Annotated in this window: 15 protein-coding genes and 2 tRNA genes; 7 read left to right on the forward strand and 10 right to left on the reverse strand. The window is 62.1% G+C overall.

Features of this window, described 5'->3' with window-relative positions; all coding sequences use genetic code 11:
• The 4 genes from IGS74_RS09990 to IGS74_RS10005 are packed head-to-tail and all read left to right on the forward strand — an operon-like array spanning position 1 to position 3,775.
• Positions 1-858: an ABC transporter permease gene (locus tag IGS74_RS09990; protein ID WP_039191092.1), complete on the forward strand. Its 858-nt coding sequence runs from the start codon at positions 1-3 to the stop codon at positions 856-858.
• Between the two features lie 5 nt (positions 859-863).
• Positions 864-1,892, forward strand: a complete 1,029-nt coding sequence (locus IGS74_RS09995) for an ABC transporter ATP-binding protein (RefSeq protein ID WP_192391262.1) — start codon at positions 864-866, stop codon at positions 1,890-1,892.
• On the forward strand, positions 1,889-2,815 hold the full coding sequence (locus IGS74_RS10000; RefSeq protein ID WP_192391263.1) for an ABC transporter ATP-binding protein: 927 nt from the start codon (positions 1,889-1,891) through the stop codon (positions 2,813-2,815). Before IGS74_RS09995 ends, IGS74_RS10000 begins: the two co-directional genes overlap by 4 nt.
• A gap of 12 nt (positions 2,816-2,827) precedes the next feature.
• A complete protein-coding gene (locus IGS74_RS10005) occupies positions 2,828-3,775 on the forward strand; it encodes a family 43 glycosylhydrolase (RefSeq protein ID WP_192391264.1) in 948 nt (315 codons plus the stop codon).
• Positions 3,776-3,806: 31 nt separating this feature from the next.
• On the opposite strand, the gene IGS74_RS10010 is transcribed toward IGS74_RS10005, so the two are convergent.
• The 10 genes from IGS74_RS10010 to IGS74_RS10055 form a co-directional block, all read right to left on the reverse strand.
• The gene (locus IGS74_RS10010; RefSeq protein WP_192391265.1) at positions 3,807-4,346 is read right to left on the reverse strand and encodes an enolase C-terminal domain-like protein; all 540 of its coding nucleotides are present in this window, start codon (positions 4,344-4,346) and stop codon (positions 3,807-3,809) included.
• 220 nt (positions 4,347-4,566) lie between these two features.
• Positions 4,567-6,417 (reverse strand): ABC transporter ATP-binding protein, encoded by a 1,851-nt coding sequence (locus IGS74_RS10015; RefSeq protein WP_192391266.1) that lies wholly within the window; start codon positions 6,415-6,417, stop codon positions 4,567-4,569.
• Complete coding sequence (locus tag IGS74_RS10020; RefSeq protein WP_192391267.1) at positions 6,414-7,763, reverse strand: M20/M25/M40 family metallo-hydrolase; 1,350 nt, start codon at positions 7,761-7,763, stop codon at positions 6,414-6,416. Before IGS74_RS10020 ends, IGS74_RS10015 begins: the two co-directional genes overlap by 4 nt.
• On the reverse strand, positions 7,763-8,395 hold the full coding sequence (locus IGS74_RS10025) for an ABC transporter permease (protein ID WP_246723105.1): 633 nt from the start codon (positions 8,393-8,395) through the stop codon (positions 7,763-7,765). The genes IGS74_RS10020 and IGS74_RS10025 overlap by 1 nt, the downstream gene beginning before the upstream one ends.
• Positions 8,396-8,633: 238 nt before the next feature.
• Positions 8,634-9,554 carry an ABC transporter permease gene (locus tag IGS74_RS10030; RefSeq protein ID WP_192391269.1) on the reverse strand — a complete coding sequence of 307 codons (921 nt, stop codon included), beginning with the start codon at positions 9,552-9,554 and terminating at the stop codon, positions 8,634-8,636.
• A 41-nt stretch (positions 9,555-9,595) separates the two neighbouring features.
• A complete protein-coding gene (locus IGS74_RS10035) occupies positions 9,596-11,131 on the reverse strand; it encodes an ABC transporter substrate-binding protein (protein ID WP_192391270.1) in 1,536 nt (511 codons plus the stop codon).
• Positions 11,132-11,176: 45 nt separating this feature from the next.
• Positions 11,177-12,529 carry a M20/M25/M40 family metallo-hydrolase gene (locus tag IGS74_RS10040; RefSeq protein WP_192391271.1) on the reverse strand — a complete coding sequence of 451 codons (1,353 nt, stop codon included), beginning with the start codon at positions 12,527-12,529 and terminating at the stop codon, positions 11,177-11,179.
• 214 nt (positions 12,530-12,743) lie between these two features.
• Positions 12,744-13,676 carry a LysR family transcriptional regulator gene (locus IGS74_RS10045; protein ID WP_039190005.1) on the reverse strand — a complete coding sequence of 311 codons (933 nt, stop codon included), beginning with the start codon at positions 13,674-13,676 and terminating at the stop codon, positions 12,744-12,746.
• 287 nt (positions 13,677-13,963) lie between these two features.
• Positions 13,964-14,037, reverse strand: a tRNA-Cys gene (locus tag IGS74_RS10050).
• A 79-nt stretch (positions 14,038-14,116) separates the two neighbouring features.
• Positions 14,117-14,449 carry a hypothetical protein gene (locus tag IGS74_RS10055; RefSeq protein WP_192391272.1) on the reverse strand — a complete coding sequence of 111 codons (333 nt, stop codon included), beginning with the start codon at positions 14,447-14,449 and terminating at the stop codon, positions 14,117-14,119.
• A gap of 178 nt (positions 14,450-14,627) precedes the next feature.
• Here IGS74_RS10055 and IGS74_RS10060 point away from each other — a divergent pair.
• From IGS74_RS10060 to IGS74_RS10070, 3 genes are all read left to right on the forward strand, one after another.
• Positions 14,628-14,702, forward strand: a tRNA-Asn gene (locus IGS74_RS10060).
• A 180-nt stretch (positions 14,703-14,882) separates the two neighbouring features.
• A complete protein-coding gene (locus IGS74_RS10065; RefSeq protein WP_192386034.1) occupies positions 14,883-15,533 on the forward strand; it encodes a protein-L-isoaspartate O-methyltransferase in 651 nt (216 codons plus the stop codon).
• A 229-nt stretch (positions 15,534-15,762) separates the two neighbouring features.
• Entirely contained in the window at positions 15,763-17,187 is a 1,425-nt protein-coding gene (locus IGS74_RS10070; protein ID WP_246722519.1) for a TolC family outer membrane protein, read from the forward strand.
• Positions 17,188-17,261 lie beyond the last annotated feature (74 nt).

Below are 17,261 nucleotides of genomic sequence, written 5' to 3' on the forward strand. Positions count from 1 at the left end.
ATGTTCGCTGTCCTGCGCGATCTCATCCGATACAATATCGAATTTGCGTTCGGTCTTCTTCTGCTGGGAGCCATCGTCCTCTTTTCGGCCGCCAGCCTGTTTTCGCCGGTCGATCCGTCGATGCTCTATACGGTGATGCCCGATCAGCCGCCCTCCTGGGAGCACTGGTTCGGCACGAATTCGCGCGGGCAGGACCTGTTCTGGCAGCTGTCGTTCGCGTTTCGCAACAGCCTGATCTTCGGCTTCACCGTGGCGCTGATCAGCCGGATCATTTCCATCTGCGTCGGGCTTGCTTCGGGCTATCTCGGGGGGTGGGTGGACCGGGCTCTGATGTTCGTCAACGATATCTTCCTTGCCCTGCCGATCTTTCCGGTGCTCGTGCTGTTCTACTTCGTCCTGCGCGACAGCATGGACAGTTTCACCCTTGCGCTGCTGATGGCCTGTTTCGGCTGGCCCTATGATGCGCGGTTGATCCGCTCCGTCGCGATCGGCCTGAAGCACCGCGAGTTCACCCGGCATGCCGTGTTCTCCGGCATGTCGACGCCCCGCGTGCTGGCGCAGGAGCATCTTCCCTACGTCATGCCGATCGTCTTTTCGACCTTCATGAACAACATGCTCTGGTCGATCGGGCTCGAGGTCACGCTGGCCGTTCTCGGCTTCACCAATATCAACGAGCCGACGGTCGGTACGGTGATCTATTGGGCCAACTCGCATTCGGCCATGGTCGTGGGCGTGTGGTGGTGGCTGGTGATCCCGATCATCCTGGTCATGATGACCTTCCTTGGCCTGTTCCTGCTGGCCGTGAGCACCAACGAATATATCGATCCACGAAGCCGATTGCGCAGGATGGGAGGCTGACGGCCATGAGCGAGAACATCCTGACCGTCGAAGGCCTCAAGGCCTATTATCAGGTAGGCTATTTCGGTGTGAACCGCGAGGTTCGCGCGGTCGATGGGCTGACGATGGCCGTGCGCCGCAACGAGGTCTACGGCATCGCAGGCGAAAGCTCGTCCGGCAAGTCGAGCCTCTTGAAGGTGCTGGCCGCCGCGATCCGTCCGCCCATGCGTGTCGTGGGCGGTACAGTCACCTATGATTTCGGCGACCTGAGCATCGACCTGACGAAAGCATCGTCCGAGCAGGTCGATGCGATCCGGTGGAAGCGCCTGTCCTACATCATGCAGGGCTCGATGAGCGTGCTCAATCCCGTGCGGCGTATCGGCAAGACCTTCGAGGATTTCGCGAGCCGGCCGCTCGGCCTGAAGGGCGAGCCTTTCAGGAAGCGCGTTACGGAACATCTGGCGATGCTTGGCCTGGGCCCGGAGGTCCTGCTGGCCTTTCCGCACGAACTGTCCGGCGGCATGCGCCAGCGCGTCACGATCGGGCTGGCGACGGTGTGCCACCCGCAGTTCATTCTGGCGGACGAGCCGACGACGGCTCTCGATGTCGTCGTTCAGAAGGAAGTGCTGAGCCTGATCAGGGATCTGCGGAAGGCCATGGGCGCATCCGTGATCTTCGTGACGCACGATATGAGCGTTCATGCCAACATCGCCGACAGGGTGGGCATCGTCTATGCCGGCAAGCTGGTCGAGGATGGTCCGACGCGCGACATGTTCTTCGCGCCGAAGCACCCTTACACCGCACATCTGGTGGCCAGCCTGCCGCGGATCGGCGATACGTCGCAGCGACCTTCGCTGGAGGGCCGGCCGCCCAACCTTTCCGATCCGCCGAGCGGCTGCCGCTTCCATCCGCGCTGCCCGCTGGCCGTCGAAAAATGCCGCGGCAGCGCGCCACCCCTCGAAACGGTGGCGCGAGACCACAGAACGGCCTGCTGGCGCTGGCAGGATGTGAAGCCGCTTGTCGGCAATGCCCATCGGGCGGGGGTGCCGGCATGACCACCTTGCTCGATGTCGCCGGGGTTTCGAAGCGCTTCTCCACCGGCGGGCTGCTTGGGCGCCGTGTCGTCAATGCGGTGGAGGACGCATCATTTTCGCTGAGCGCCGACAAGCCTGAAATCTTCACGATCATCGGGGAAAGCGGTTCGGGAAAGACGACGCTGGCGCGAATGATCCTCGGTCTCGAAGACGCGACCGAAGGCGAAATCCGCGTTCGCGGAGATCGTGTCAGCCGCAAGGACGGGCGGCGCAAGCGGCTGGAGTACATGTCGCACGTTCAGCCCGTGTTCCAGAACCCGTTCGAGGCGTTCAACCCGCTGAAGCGCGTAGACCGTTATCTCGAAAGCACCGCGCGCCGCTTCCTGAAGACGAGAGACCGCAATGTGATCGCGCAGGCCAGCGATACCGCCCTGCAGAAGGTGGGCCTGAGCCTTGCCGAAATCGGCGGCCGCTTTCCCCATGAGATGAGCGGCGGCCAGTTGCAGCGCACCGCCATCGCCCGGGCGCTGATCCCCAACCCGCGTCTGCTGATTGCCGACGAGCCGGTGTCGATGGTGGATGCATCGCTTCGGATGAGCATTGTCAACCTGCTCCGAAGCCTGCGGGACGATCATGGCGTATCGGTCATCTACATCACGCACGATCTGGCGACCGCCTACTACATCTCCGACCGGCTGATGATTATGCAGCGGGGCCGCATCGTGGAGATGGGTCCGGCGCGCGCCGTTCTGGATGCTCCCGAACATGCCTATTCGCGCCTGTTGAAAGACAGCGTCCTTTCTACCGAAGATGCCGGCGAAGGGCGGCTCAACACCAACCGTGCGGCGATCCGCGAGGTCACGGCGCTGGCCGGGCGTCCGAGCCTTCTGGTGGAGCAGCCGGACGGCCGCCTGCTTCGCGTCTACGACAATACCGAAAACTAGGGTCGGCTTTCCGTGTCCAGGCAGATTTTTCGCGATCCGGTCGAGGATGGTGCAGCCGACCCAAGCGTTATCCAGAACCGGGAGACCGGCGACTGGTGGATGTTCTACACCAACCGACGCCCTTCGGTGGAGGGCGGAAAACGGTGGATCCACGGCACGGAAATCGGGGTGGCGGTGTCACCTGACGATGGCGCTTCTTGGCATTATCGCGGCACGGTCGATGGTCTCGACGATCCTGGCCATCCCGGCCTGAACACCAAATGGGCACCCGAAATCATCCGGGACGGCGGCCTGTATCATATGTACCTGACCTATATCGAAGGCGCGCCCGACTCCACCACCGCCGGCCATGACCGCTCCATCATCCATCTGACCAGCCCCGACCTGGAAAGCTGGACGCGCCACGGAAGCGTCGAGCTTTCCAGCAGACGGGTTATCGATGCCTGCGTTTTCCGATGTCCCGATGGCCTATGGCGCATGTGGTACAAGGACGAGGCGGATGGCTGCAGTACCTGGAGCGCGACCAGCCGCGACCTCTTTTCATGGGCGGTCGAATCCAGGGTAATCGCAGGGTTGCCGGACGCCGCACCCCATGAGGGCCCCAATGTTTTCCGGCTGGGTGGGTGGTACTGGATGTGCGTCGACGAATGGCGGGGGCAGGGCGTCTACCGTTCGGAGGATTGCCGCAACTGGCGTCGACAGGGCATGATCGGCAGTAGCCCAGGCGCCGACGCCGGCGACCGGCGTTACGTGCGCCATTCGGATATCGTGGCTTTCGACGATCATGCTGCGCTCTATTACTTCACGCACCCCGAATGGGACGAACTGGTTCAAGCGGCCGGGCCGCAGGATGAAGTAGCGCGCCGGACGGCCATCCACCACGCACGCCTGACCGTCGAGAGGGGCGAGCTTCGGTTCGAGCGGGATATTGACGGAAACCATCCGATCCTTCGTCGATGAATCAAGCCTGGTGACGACCATGCAAAAGAGGTCACTGATCGACTACGGAGCCGTCCTTATGCAATCGCGTATGGATCGTCCGCGGCCGGTAAGGATAGCGTTCCGCCGCGTCGGGCCGTAAGCTGATGCCGATTCCGGGTTCCTCGCTGATCATCAGGAAACCCTCGCCGTCGTGCCGGGCAGCACCAACCAGAAACCCGTCTGTATCCGGCCGTTTGTCGGTGACATCCCAGATGTCGTTCGGAAACTCCTGCAGAATGAAATTGGGTGCGGTCGCGGCGATCTGCAGGCAGGCGGCCGTTGAAACGGCGCTAAGCGGATTATGCGGGACGACACCTGCATGGCTGGCTTCTGCGAGCGCGGCGATCTTGCGGGCGCCGGAAATGCCCCCGACGATGCAGACATCGGGGCGGACGAGCTGGACGGCGTTGCGCGCCAGCAGCATCTGAAATTCCCATATCGATGTCATGCGTTCGCCCGTGGCGATGGGTATGGCGATCTTATCCGCCACGTAGGCCATCTCGTCCAGATTATTGTAGTCTCCATGATGAAACTCCCGTTCTTCATCCATGGAAAGCCGATCACAGATCACACGGCACCGATCAATGTAGAACCGGCACACCGGTTACAGTTCACTTACACGCCATGCCTCAATGATGACGATGCCCATATCAGGGCGCTGTCCGCGATCATCTCGGAAAACCTGTCCGGATAGGTGGATAGCCAGGGCTTAGCCGCTGGACCATCCGTAAGTGCTGCGCAGTTCTCGTGACGAGGCTTCGCGAGGCCGATTAGCCATGCGCGGATGTGACCTGGTCGAGCAGGACGAAATGGCGATCCCCATGCTCCCGGTAGACAGGACGGGGCGGGGTGTAATGTGGGCTCCGCAGTGCGCCACGTATCTCTTGAGTGTCTGTTGAAGCCTGCCGCAGCGCGCGGCGTGAAGGATCGGCGACGGGAACGGCGGCAATCAGCTTGCGCGTGTATGGATGTTGCGGGTTTTCGAAGACCGACGAGCGGGGCCCTATTTCAACAATCTGCCCCAGATACATGACTGCAACGCGATGGCTGATCCGTTCGACAACCGCCATGTCGTGCGAGATGAATAGGTATGAGAGACCGAGGCTCTCCTGAAGGTCGATCATCAGGTTGACGATCTGTGCCTTGATAGAGACGTCGAGCGCCGAGACGGACTCGTCGGCAATGATCAGCTTGGGCTCGAGCGACAGCGCACGGGCGATGCAGATGCGCTGCCGCTGACCGCCGGAAAATTCGTGCGGGAAACGTCCGGCCATCTCGGCTGACAGCCCGACACGTTCCAGAAGTTCGACGACACGCTCCTTCGCACGGGAGCGCGAAACGAGCCCGTGCGTAAGCATTGGCTCGGCAATCGACGTTCCCACGCGCGATCGCGGATCGAGGCTGGCGAAGGGATCCTGAAAGATCATCTGCATGCCCCGCCGGGCAGAGCGCAGTTCAAAAGGCTTCATCGCGAGTATGTCCAGCCCGGCGACACGGATCGTGCCCGACGTCGGTTCGGTCAGACGCAGTATCGAACGGCCTGTGGTCGACTTGCCGCAGCCGGACTCGCCGACCAGCGACAGCGTCTCTCCCGGCATCAGCCGGAACGATACGTCCTCCACTGCGTGTATGCGGCCGCGCAGTCGCCCGAAAAGTCCTTTGCGCACGGAGAAGCGTGTCGTAAGCCGTTCGACCTCCAGAACCGGTTGACTATCCGTCCTTACGGTCGCGGTCGCCGATGAGGCGTGCGTTTCGAAAGGCAATCCAGTTGTTGGATCGATCAGCGGGAAGCGCGCCGGTTTGTCGGTGCCGGCCATTGAACCAAGTGCCGGGACGGCCGACAGCAACGCGCGTGTATAAGCGTGCCGGGGCGCGGCGAATATCCGCTCGGTCGGCCCCTGTTCCACCGCCTCGCCGCGATACATGACCACCGTTTCGTCGGCGATTTCGGCCACGACGCCCATGTCGTGCGTGATGAAGAGGACCGACATGCCGTCCTCTTCCTGAAGGCTTTTTATGAGGGCCAGCGTCTGAGCCTGGATCGTAACGTCAAGAGCCGTTGTCGGCTCATCGGCGATGAGGAGCCTGGGCCTGCAGGCCAGCGCCATTGCTATCATCGCACGCTGGCGCATGCCGCCGGAGAAGCGATGAGGATACTCGTCGAAACGTGCGGCTGCTTCCGGAATGCGAACCTTCTCCATAAGTCGGATAGTCTCGGCGCGTGCGGCGGAGAAGGACAGCCCGCGATGCCGAACCAGAACTTCGGCGATCTGATAGCCAATGGTGAGGAGCGGATTGAGGCTCGTCATCGGCTCCTGGAAGATCATTGCGATATCGTTGCCGCGGACGGCCCGCATCTCCTCCATCGACAGTGTCGTCAGCTCGCGCCCGGCGAGCTTTATGCTGCCCCTCGTGGTCGCATTCGCCGCCGGCAGAAGCCGCATGACGGACAGCGCGGTGACGCTTTTGCCGGAACCCGACTCACCGACGATGGCAACGGTCTTGCGTGCACCGATCGAGAAGGAGACGTCCTTCAGAATGGTCCGAATAGAGCCGTCCTTCGACCTGAAGGCGGTACTCAGTTTTTCAACGGCCAGAACTGGCGTTTCATCAGGTTTCATTGCTCGCTCCCTCCTGTCCGCGAGGCGTTTGCCCTCTTGCCGTAGGCCTTCAGGAAGTGCTCGATAAGCTCTCGGTTCTGGTGGAAATGCGGGACCATGATGTTCTCATTGGCCGCATGGTCGTTGGAGCCTTGCCAGGAACATCCGGGATCCTGGACCAGGCTGTAGCCGAGATGGCGCCGGAAGAGGTGTCGCGGGCCTGATCCGGCGCCCATGGGATGAAGGCAATAGGGTTCTTCCAACCGTTCGCAGGCCTCGACCAGGGCGCGCACGACCGGGTCGGACAGGTCGCACTTGTCGGGGTCCCCGCCGCCTTCCTCGCTCAGGATCACATCGCCGAATCCCGCTTTCGCCAGATGGTCACGGACGCGTTGAAACGTTTTGTCGGCGCTCTGTCCGGGCACCAGGCGAATGTCGAGAAAGGCGGTGGCCGATCCGGGTAGGACAGTGGCGCCACCGGGGCCGGCGTCGAGCCATGCGATATTGAAAGTCGGCTCGAACATCAGATGGCGCAGGGGAGATTCGAGGGTATCCTCACGCAACCGGTCGTAGCCAGCTTCGCGGAGAAAGGCGTCGGGGTCGAAGCTCAGTCGCGCAAGCGCCGCCTCGTCTTCGCGGTCCGGACCGGTGATCCCCTCTCGAAACCCCTCTACGAGAATCTCTCCGCTGGCACCATCGCGAAGCGAGCCCAGGGCCGCGACGAGTCGCCATGCCGCGGCAGGCAGTAGGGCTGCCCATTTAGAATGGTTGTCCTTTTCACCTGCCCTGACTGTCATGCGAATACCGCAGCGCCCTTTGCATCCCGCGCGGACTACCATTGCGCCGTCCTCGTCGCGTGCGCCACCCGAATACAGGCCCCCGGCGGCTGCTAGTCGGTCGCGCTCGGTCAGTATGATCGTCTCCAGCGAGGGGCTTCCGATCTCTTCTTCGCCATCGACGAGGAAGGTGACGCCGACGGGTAGCTCTCCGCGCGCTTTCAAGCGCCTGACAGCGGCAAGCCGGGCTATGAAGCTCGCCTTGTGGTCGGACGCGCCTCGTGCCGTCAGTCGGGAGCCATCGAGGTGCGGCTCAAACGGATCATGATGCCAGCGGTTGCGCTCACCGGGTGCAACGACGTCATAATGATTGTAGAACACGAGCCGCTCCGGGCTTGGCGCGTCGAGCGTAGCGACAAGAGCCGGAGCCTCGGCGGGACCGGCAATCGTCACCACGAAGCCAGCCTGCTGCAGGAGGTCCCGGCAGGCAAGGGCGGCTGCCTTCTTCGCTGCCTCGTTGCCGGCGTAACTCGGGATGCGCAGAAGATCGACGAGCTCGGAGATGCCGTCAGTGTCGAACGAGCGCGTCATCACTCGCTCCTTGGGTCGAAGCGATCGCGCATCCAGTCGCCGATGAATATCAGCGACAGCGTGAGCAGGGTTATCATGATCCCGGGGAACGCAGCCAGCCACCAGGCCGTGGCAACGTAGTTCCGTCCGTCAGCGAGCATCCGGCCCCATGTCACCGTGGGAGGCTGCACACCGAAGCCAAGAAACGACAGGGACGCTTCGAGAATGATCAGCATCGCCACGTTCATCGTCGCGATCACGATGATTGGTCCGATGACGTTTGGCAGGACATGCTTGAAAAGTGTCACGACCGGTCGTTGCCCGATCGTTCGGCTGGCTTCGATGAACTCGCGCCTCTTGATCGTCAACACCTCGCCGCGGACGACGCGTGCGAAAGTCGTCCAGTTGATGCAGCCGATTATCAGCACCAGAAGCAGAAGGCTCTGGCCGAAAACCGCGAGCACGGTCAGGTAGAGAAGCGTGTTGGGGATCGCGAGCAGCGAATTCACGATGCCCATCAAAACGGCGTCGAACTTTCCGGAAAAATAACCGGAGACGAGGCCCACGGCGACGCCGATCACCATTGCGACGATGACACCGAAAAAGCCGACGAGCAACGCCACGCGGCTTCCGAAGATCAGACGCGAAAGCATGTCACGACCAAGATGGTCTGTCCCAAGCAGATGTCCGGGTACTCCGCCATCTGTCCAGAAGGGCGGGGCCAGGCGGGCTCGAAGATCGGGCACCGAGGGGTCGTATGGGGCGAGCAACGGTGCGAAAATCGCCATCGCGACGAAGCCGATGACAAGGATGATGCCAAACATAGCGAGGGGGGAAAGACGCGGGCCGAGCCGCGCTGGAGGGCCGCTCCGGGGAGCAGCGATGTTTACGTCAGCCATGCTGGATCCTCGGATCGACAAGGGAATAGAGGACATCGACCAGAAGGTTGACGACCATGACGATCACTGCCGCCAGGATCACGATCGTCTGCACGACTGCCATGTCACGTGAGTTGATCGCCTGGATCGCCAGCAGCCCGATCCCCGGCCAGGCGAAGACCTGCTCCGTGACGACTGCCCCGGCCATCAGCGACGAGGCCTCCAGGCCGACGACCGTCAGGTAGGAGAGGATCGCGTTTCGCATGCCGTGCCGGATGATAACGACCGTCGGAGTAAGGCCTTTGGCGCGCGCCGTGCGAATATAGTCCTGGCTCATCACCTCGATGAGCGAGGAGCGCAGGAGGCGCGTGAGAACCGCGGCAAGACTGGCCCCGAGCGCCAACCCCGGTAGTACGACAGCGAAGGGGTGTTCTCGTCCCGAGACGGGGAACCACCCGAGGCCGATGGCGAAGAACAGGATCAACATGATGCGCAGCCAGAAGTTCGGCATAGCCTGGCCAAGGACTGAGAGAAACGAGGCGACATGGTCTGGCAGGCGCCCACGATAAAGGGCGGCGATAATACCGGCAGGGAGCGAGATGACGATGGCGAACACGAGCGCCGTACCGGCAAGGCTCGCCGTGGCCGGCAGGCGCTCCAGGACAACATCTAGCGCCGGCTGGTTGTTGTAGCGGATCGACTGGCCGAAATTGCCGGTCAGAAGATCGCCCATGTATCGCAGATACTGCGTGTAGAGCGGCTGGTCGAGGCCGTAGGCTTCGCGAAGCTGGGCGATCTGCCCCTGTGTCGCGTCTTCGCCGAGCATCAGCGAAACCGGATCGCCCGAAACCCGCAGCAGCAGAAAGACGATGAGGGTGATCCCTAAGAGAACGGGGATCATCTGCAGGATGCGCCAGAAAACATACCCGATCATACCGACGATCCCCGTTCCTTAGACATCCGAAGCTACCGGCCTCAATCGGCGGGCTTGGCCGCGTACATCCAGAGCTGTTCGTCCGGGCTCGGCGTCCAATCGACGTCGTTGCCGATACCAATGATGTTTTCCGACTGGTGCAGGTAGATGATCGACCGCGAGTCCGACAGGAGCTTGAAGGCCTCCGCAAGCATCCCGGCCCGCAACTCCGGGTCGACGGTGACGGCCGACTTTTCCACCAGTTCGTCGAAGCGGTCGTTGCACCAGCCGGTCCGGTTGGCGAAATCGTAGCCGCAGCGCGCACGCTGGACCGCGTGATAGCCGTCCTGCAGAGAGTTGGCATGCCCGATCAGCCCGAGATGTTCCACCTTGTAGGGCTCCCAGACGCGACTCTGATAAGAACTCCATTCCAGCGCTTCGATCTCGGTGTTGATGCCGACCGCATTCAGCATCACTGCGACGATTTCCATCGTCTCGACGTCGAGGGGGTAGCGGCCACTTGGCCCCTGGATCTTGAGCGTCAGCTCGTTCGGGCCGTAGCCCGCCTCCTGAAGCAGTTTGACGGAGCGCTCGGGATCGTAAAGGAACGTGTCATGGTACTCCATCGGCACGGCCGAAAGGCCGGGCGTGACGGCGGCCCGTACCGGCGTACCCAAGCCATCGAACACGGTATCTATCAACATCTGGTTGTCGATGGCCAGATCGACCGCTTCCCGCACCTTCGGGTCGGCCATTGGCGAACCCTCCTTGGTGTTGACGAAGAGCGTCATCACACGAAAGCTCGGCCAAGGCTTGGTTTCGGCGACTCCGGATTCCGCGACGCGCTGGATGTCCTGGCTCGGTATGTTGGTGGCGATGTCGACACCGCCACTGACGAGTTCGCCGACCCGCGTGGAATCTTCCGGGATTGTGCGGTGGATCAGCCGATCCCAAACCGGAGCGCCACGCCAGTGATCCTTGAAGCCCTCCATGATGATGCGGTCGTCACGCCGCCATTCGACCACACGGAAAGGGCCCGTGCCGATCGGATGCAGTGCGAACTCGTCCCAGCCGACCCTGTCCACATAGGCTTTGGATACTATTCCAGAGCCGATGCGGCTCAGCCGGTTGAGCAGGATCGGGTCTGGCCCGTCGGTGTGTACGATGATCTCGTGCTCGCCGACGATTTCCACTTCGCGGATCGTATCGTAGAAGGAATGCTGAATGACGCTCTCATCCAGGGCCGGACGCTCGATGGAGAACTTGACGTCCTGCGCCGTCAACGGCGTACCGTCGTGGAACAGGACGTCATCGCGCAAGGTGAAGCGCATCGCGGTGTCCGAGATCTGCTCCCATTCGCGGGCAATCGCCGGCTGAAGCTTGCCCGCTCCATCCCGCATGACAAGATAGTCGAAGATATTTACATGAATGGCTTCGATTGCGGCGGTGGTGTGCGCATGGGGATCGAATCCGGACGTATCGATTCCCTGCGCGATGACCAATTCGCGCTCCTGCGCCATGGCCGGAGTGGAAAGAGCCAGGGCCGTAGCGAGGCTCTTGAGGACGAAGCTCGAATGTAACATACGTGCGATGCTCATTACTTTCCCCCTTGGTCACCCTGAAAATTCAGATCGCACTTCCCGTCAGACGGCGGCGAACTTCTCCATGATGCGCGCGACCTGTTTGGTCGTGTAGAACTGGTCCTCGACTGCGATGTTCTCATCAGGCGCGTGCGCGCGGCTGTTGGCGTGTCCTACGCCCAACGCGATGATCGGCATGTCTGGCTGGTGGCGGAAAACAAAGCGCGGACCCGTCCCCGGAGAGCTCGGCAGTACCACTACGGGTTTTCCATAAACCTCGGACCCTGCCTCCGCGACAACCTTGACGAAGGGATGGTCGGTGGCGGTGTAGCTTGGCCAGGCGCCGGCCTTCTTGTTGACGATTTGAATGTCGCCGTAGCCGTGCTTCTCCAGATGGGTAGCGATCATCGCGGCGACGGCGTCGGGATCCTGTCCCTTTACCAGGCGACATTCCAACCGTGCGAAGGCGGTCGATGGGTTCACGGTCTTATGGCCCGGCCCAGTGTAGCCGCCCTCGATCCCCTGGATATTCATGGACGGCGTATAGAACAGCGCACGATTGACCGAATAATCGTCGTTGCCCGGAACCAGTTCGTCAAGACCAAGCTTAGTAGCCTGCCTCAGGCCGTTGGCGGGTGTTTCACGGCAGATAGCCTCGTCCGATGCGCTGAGCGGCGTCACCGACTCGTAGAAGCCGTCCACGAGCACCTTGCCCTGCGGATCGCGCATGCTGGCGAGCGCCGAAACCAGGCGCCAGATGGCGTTCGGATATAGATTGGCCTTTCCCGAGTGGGAATCGGCGCTTGCGGTACGGGCGCGCAACTCGAAAGAGTACATGCCCTTGTTGCCGAGGGTCATGGTAGGGTTGCCGGCGTCGTCTCGGCGGGCGTTTTCCCAGATACAGGCGTCGGCTTTCAGCAGATCCCTATTGTGATCGACGACAACTGGAAGGCTTGGCGAACCCGACTCCTCCTCGCCCTCGATCAGAAACTTGACGGTGACAGGCAGCGTACCACGCTCCTTCAGGAGCGCTTCGACGGCGTGGATACGCGACATCAGCGCACCCTTGTTGTCGTCGGACCCGCGCGCATAGAGCATGCCGTTGCGAACCACAGGCTCGAACGGATCAGAGCTCCAGGCGTCCAGCGGCTCGGGCGGCTGCACGTCGTAATGGTTGTAGAAAAGGATCGTTCGGTCGCTATCGCCCCTGATCTCGGCATAGACAACGGGCATCCCGGGGCTATCGAGCAGGCGCGCCTGAGCCCCGAGGCTCTCCAACCTGGCTATCAGCCAGTCGGCGGCCTTTTGCATGACTGCAATGTCGTTGCGCGCCGAAACTGTCGGGAGCCGAAGAAACTCGACGAGCTCGTCGAGATAGGCATCACGAATATCGTTGCGATCCAGGTAGGCTGACATCGGTCCATCCCAAGGCTGAGGCAGGGCTTGGCCGGCCTTCCCAAAGCAGAGTGGAGGGGAGCCGGCGTCCCAAGCGAGCCGCGATGTGCCGTCTATGTCAAACTGATTTCGATAACGCGCATTGATGCAAATTTGTTATTGGCCGAAATTGTTGAATGACATTAGTTGTCAAACGTCTGCGTTCTGTTGCTTTTGCGTCTTTGGTCGCGCGTGGTCATGTACAAGGATGCGTCCGGAAGAATTCGGACACGACCTGCATGAACGATTCGGCTCCCGGGCTCATAAGCCTGGACTTCAGGCGTACGATGGCGATCTGGGAAGTAAGGCGCGGCGGATCGACGGGGCAGGCGGCGAGCTTCTCATTCAAATGCGAGCGAACGCTGGCGCCGTTCTGGATTGCGATCCCGGCTCCGCTTTCCACAAGGCTGAAGATCGACACCGGCGAGCTGACGATAACCTGGTGATTGAGCGTGTATCCCTCTCGTGCGGCCGCACCGTCGAATATCTGGCGAATGATCGAGTGGGGCGGCAGGGAGATCAGTGGCTCGCCGCTCAACTCTTTCAAGGACACCTTCTGGCGGGTGGCGAACCCATGCCCGGCAGGCACCACAACGTGATAGGCCACGTCGCAGAGTTCTTCGACGACCAGGTCATCGTCGCCTTCCATGAAGGAGGCCAACCCAAAATCGACGACGCCGAACCGGATCTGGTGCACAACTTCCGAACGCAGCGCCTCGCGGATCTCGACAGTGACGTCCGGATGATGGTGACGAAAATTCGCGACGATCTCGGCAAGCATACGGTTGGCGATCGACATCGGCGAGGCAACGATCACATGCCCTTGATGCGATGAGCGCATCGACGAAAGAGCGGTGGCTGCAAGGTCAAACTCGGCGAGCATACGATCGATCACCGGCAAGAGCTGCAGGCCCGCGCTCGTCATGATCACCTGGCGTGTGCTGCGGTGGAAGAGAGTGACGCCGAGTTCCTCCTCGGCGGTGCGGATGAGGCGCGATATTCCAGGTTGCGACATGCGCATATCGACGGAGGCAGCGATGAAGCTCGAATAGCGCGCAACCGTCTGAACGGCGCGCATTTGCTTGATGCTGAGGTTGGGATCGATTGTCGACATGAGAAGCTCCATCATGGCGCATCCCGCTTCCGCGAGTGCGACAGCCGCCGCCTGCGTGCCAGTCGCCGAGTCGCAACGGACCCGAGTTCACCACATCCAAGCCACGAAGGTCTCTTGAGGAATGTTACCGCAGTTGTCCCGTGTCAACGAACCAGCCGGAATTCGGGTTCGATATCATGGCCCGGCAGGTGGGAAAGCGGCAGGCCGGACGAGGAGAGACGTGCCCGCGGCACGTAAGGTCCGGTAGAATAACGTCCGTGAGAAGGCTGGAGCTGACGGAACACCGGTCTCGCAGAGCGGTTTGGAGGCCTCGGCCGGAATCGAACCGGCGTGCAAGGATTTGCAGTCCTCTGCGTAACCACTCCGCCACGAGGCCCCAACGGCGCTGTACCTACTGGCACGAGGTGGGATGCGCAAGGGGCTTTCTCATGGAAAACGTCGTTCAGGTCGGCGACCTAATGTCGGCGCCCCTTGCCCGTCGGTTCTATATGCGGAAGCTGGCCGATGATTCTCTGCGGACGACCCTTGCGCCGTCCCCAGCGCACCGTCGTGCGGCGTCGCCAGCGGCGCACCGAGGCGAAATCGACCGAAAGGATCAGCAGCCCCACCGGAAGCATCCAGATGCCGAGGACCGGCAGGAAGCTGAAGATGCCTCCCGTCACGAAGGCGGCACCCGTGGCAACGCGCGCGGGACGTGAAGCGGGCAGGCGTACGCTGCGACCGAAAACCTCGATCGCATTGCCGCGCAGCCTGACATAGCTGCCGCCCTTTCGCTTTTCCTTGTCCATGTCCGGTGATCAATCTTTCAACAAAAGAGCGTGCGCCCCACCAGTCCCTATAAGCGGTTAATCATGGCAACTTCTAGGGAGCGGACGTGACGGACCGACAGATTTTTTGCGATAGGGTGCTTGGCAAGACGGCGAGGGGTTTGCTATAGGCACCCTCGCTCAGGCAGAGCCAGAGCATTCCCCGGTAGCTCAGCGGTAGAGCAATCGACTGTTAATCGATTGGTCGCTGGTTCGAATCCGGCCCGGGGAGCCACTTCTTCTTATCTCGTTCGTTCCGAAGATGGTGACCGCTTTGCGCAGGCGCAAGCGCTCTGGACGTGTGCGGCCCGGTAAACGCATTCGGTAAAATCGGCTCGCTTCGCGGCGCTCGCTTGCACCCTACCGCCAGCGGATTTATGGAAGCCTGCATATCGAATTGCAGGAGATCGCCGGCATGGATTTCTCAGAGGCGCGTATCAAGATGGTGGACAATCAGGTCCGCACCTCGGACGTGACGGACCATGCGGTCCTGCGCGCGATGCTGACCGTGCCGCGCGAACGCTTCGTCCCCGAGGACAAGCGAATCTTCGCCTATATCGGCGACGAGATCTCCCTCGGCGGGGGGCGCTTCCTGATGGAAGCGGCGCCGTTCTCCAAGCTTCTGCAACTGGCCCGGATCCAGCCCTCTGACGTCGTTCTCGATGTCGGGTGCGGTCTGGGTTATTCCGCCGCGGTGCTGGCCGAAATCGCGGGCTCGGTCGTCGCGCTCGAGGAAGATGCCGCCCTTGCGGATGCGGCAACCCGGAACCTGAGCGCGACGAACACCCTGTCCTCGGTCGTCGTCAACGGTCCATTGAACGAGGGATACGCCAAGGAAGGCCCCTATGACGTGATCCTTTTCGAGGGAGCGGTGGATGCGGTTCCGCCCGTCTTCTTCGATCAGCTGCGCGAGCGTGGGCGCCTGGTGGTTGTGGAGGGGCGCGGCAACGCGGCTGCGGCGCGGCTCTACTCCAAGGAGGACGGAATCGTCTCCAGCCGTTTCGGGTTCAATTGCAGCCTTCGGCCATTGCCCGGTTTTGCGGCGAAGCCGCAATTCGTGTTCTAGGCAAGCAATTTGCGGTAGTGATTATCCGGGCTGCCGACCGGACGGCGCATAACTGTTATCCATCGGTCACACCTGCCGCCCAAAAGGTGAATTGCAATTGGGTTCGCACTGGCGTCCGGTTAACGCAAAGTGCATTTCTGTGATGCTGAGGGGCGTGGCGCGGCGATCGTCGTCGCGTGCGAGTAAATATGGAGGCGTCCGGTACGCTTCCGTGAAGCGGGGTATTTCAATGCGGAAGAGTTTCTTCCTCACGTCGGCGATGTCGCTGGGCCTTCTTGTTGCCAGCATGGGAGTGGCAAGTGCCGATACCCTGCGCGAGGTTCTCGCCAAGGCCTACTCCAACAATCAATCGTTGAACGCATCTCGTGCGGCCCTCCGCGCCACCGACGAAAACGTGCCGCAGGCGCGCGCCGGCCTGCGGCCCACGCTTTCGCTGGGCGCCAGCGCCACGGCAACGCGCAGCCGGACGACGCGTGGCGATGGCCTGCCGCGGATCAACGGCCGCGGTGGTGTGCTGAGCAGCGGCATCGAGCTCAACCAGGTCCTGTTCGACGGCTTCCAGACGCCGAACAATATCCAGTCCGCCCAGGCTGCCGTGCGCGCCGGGCAGGCCGATCTTGCCAACACCGTGCAGAATACGCTTCTCGACACGGTCACGGCCTACATGGACGTGATCCGCGATCGCCAGATCGCGGAGCTTCGCCGCCAGAACCTGGCCTTCCTTCGCGAGCAGGTCCGTGCCGCCAATGCCCGCTTCGACGTGGGCGAGGGTACGCGCACCGACGTCGCGCAGGCCGAGTCCGAGGAGGCCCTGGCGACGGCGCTTCTGAACAGCGCGCTCGCGCAGGTCGCCTCCAGCGAGGCCGTGTACCTGCAGGTGATCGGCGACCCGGCCGGAGACCTGTCGCCCGGCACGCGGCCGCCGTCGCAGCTTGAGCCGAAAAGCATCGCAAACGCCTTGTCGATTTCGCAGTCCGAGCACCCCGCTATCGCCGCCGCCCTCTTCGCGGTCGATTCCGCCGCCTACGAGGTGAAATCTCGTGAGGGCCGCGCTTTGCCTCAGGTGAGCGTGGGCGCTTCGGTCGACAACAGCTATTCGTCGAGCTCGCCGGCCGCCGCGACCGGGCTGCCGGGCGTCGATATCGATGTCGGCTCCTCCAACGAATTGTCCGCCAGCGTGGGCGCCACGCTGACGATACCCCTGTATCAGGGCGGCCTCGTCGCCTCGCAGGTGCGCCAGGCCAAGGAAGTTCTCGGTCAGCGCCGCATCGAGGTGGACAGCATTCGCGATCAGGTTCGCGCGGCGGTGGCATCCGCCTGGGCGCTCATTCAGGCGGCCGAAGCCAACGTGACCGGCTACCGGGCGCAGGTCGCGGCGGCGCGCCTTGCGCTGAACGGCGTCCAGGAAGAGCGCACGGTCGGCCAGCGCACCACGCTCGACGTCCTCGACGCGCAGGCCGACGTCATCAGCGCCCAGATCCTGCTGGCCGGTGCGCAGCGCGACGTCATCGTGCGCTCGTATGAGCTGCTTTCGGCGGTGGGCCGCCTGTCGGCGACCCAGCTTGCGCTGAACGTGCAGACCTACGATCCGGAAGTTCATTACCAGGCCGTGCAGAACAAGTGGCATGGCATGAAGACTCCCGACGGACGCTGACCTCTAAGAAAGTGTTGAAAAATCCCCTCAAGGTTTAACCGACAACCTTGGGGGGATTCATGTAAGGCGGCTTG

This window comes from Aureimonas sp. OT7, assembly GCF_014844055.1.
Classification (GTDB): Bacteria; Pseudomonadota; Alphaproteobacteria; order Rhizobiales; family Rhizobiaceae; genus Aureimonas; species Aureimonas altamirensis_A.

What these genes read in the sequence shown, in the direction of transcription:
- IGS74_RS10025 (WP_246723105.1), bottom strand. Translation starts at nt 8,395, where the DNA reads ATGCTTTCGCGTCTGATCTTCGGAAGCCGCGTGGCGTTGCTCGTCGGC.
- IGS74_RS10070 (WP_246722519.1), top strand. Translation starts at nt 15,763, where the DNA reads ATGCGGAAGAGTTTCTTCCTCACGTCGGCGATGTCGCTGGGCCTTCTT.
- IGS74_RS10035 (WP_192391270.1), bottom strand. Translation starts at nt 11,131, where the DNA reads ATGAGCATCGCACGTATGTTACATTCGAGCTTCGTCCTCAAGAGCCTC.
- IGS74_RS10020 (WP_192391267.1), bottom strand. Translation starts at nt 7,763, where the DNA reads ATGACGCGCTCGTTCGACACTGACGGCATCTCCGAGCTCGTCGATCTT.
- IGS74_RS10040 (WP_192391271.1), bottom strand. Translation starts at nt 12,529, where the DNA reads ATGTCAGCCTACCTGGATCGCAACGATATTCGTGATGCCTATCTCGAC.
- IGS74_RS10045 (WP_039190005.1), bottom strand. Translation starts at nt 13,676, where the DNA reads ATGATGGAGCTTCTCATGTCGACAATCGATCCCAACCTCAGCATCAAG.
- IGS74_RS10055 (WP_192391272.1), bottom strand. Translation starts at nt 14,449, where the DNA reads ATGGACAAGGAAAAGCGAAAGGGCGGCAGCTATGTCAGGCTGCGCGGC.
- IGS74_RS09990 (WP_039191092.1), top strand. Translation starts at nt 1, where the DNA reads ATGTTCGCTGTCCTGCGCGATCTCATCCGATACAATATCGAATTTGCG.
- IGS74_RS10000 (WP_192391263.1), top strand. Translation starts at nt 1,889, where the DNA reads ATGACCACCTTGCTCGATGTCGCCGGGGTTTCGAAGCGCTTCTCCACC.
- IGS74_RS10010 (WP_192391265.1), bottom strand. Translation starts at nt 4,346, where the DNA reads ATGGATGAAGAACGGGAGTTTCATCATGGAGACTACAATAATCTGGAC.
- IGS74_RS10065 (WP_192386034.1), top strand. Translation starts at nt 14,883, where the DNA reads ATGGATTTCTCAGAGGCGCGTATCAAGATGGTGGACAATCAGGTCCGC.
- IGS74_RS10030 (WP_192391269.1), bottom strand. Translation starts at nt 9,554, where the DNA reads ATGATCGGGTATGTTTTCTGGCGCATCCTGCAGATGATCCCCGTTCTC.
- IGS74_RS09995 (WP_192391262.1), top strand. Translation starts at nt 864, where the DNA reads ATGAGCGAGAACATCCTGACCGTCGAAGGCCTCAAGGCCTATTATCAG.
- IGS74_RS10015 (WP_192391266.1), bottom strand. Translation starts at nt 6,417, where the DNA reads ATGAAACCTGATGAAACGCCAGTTCTGGCCGTTGAAAAACTGAGTACC.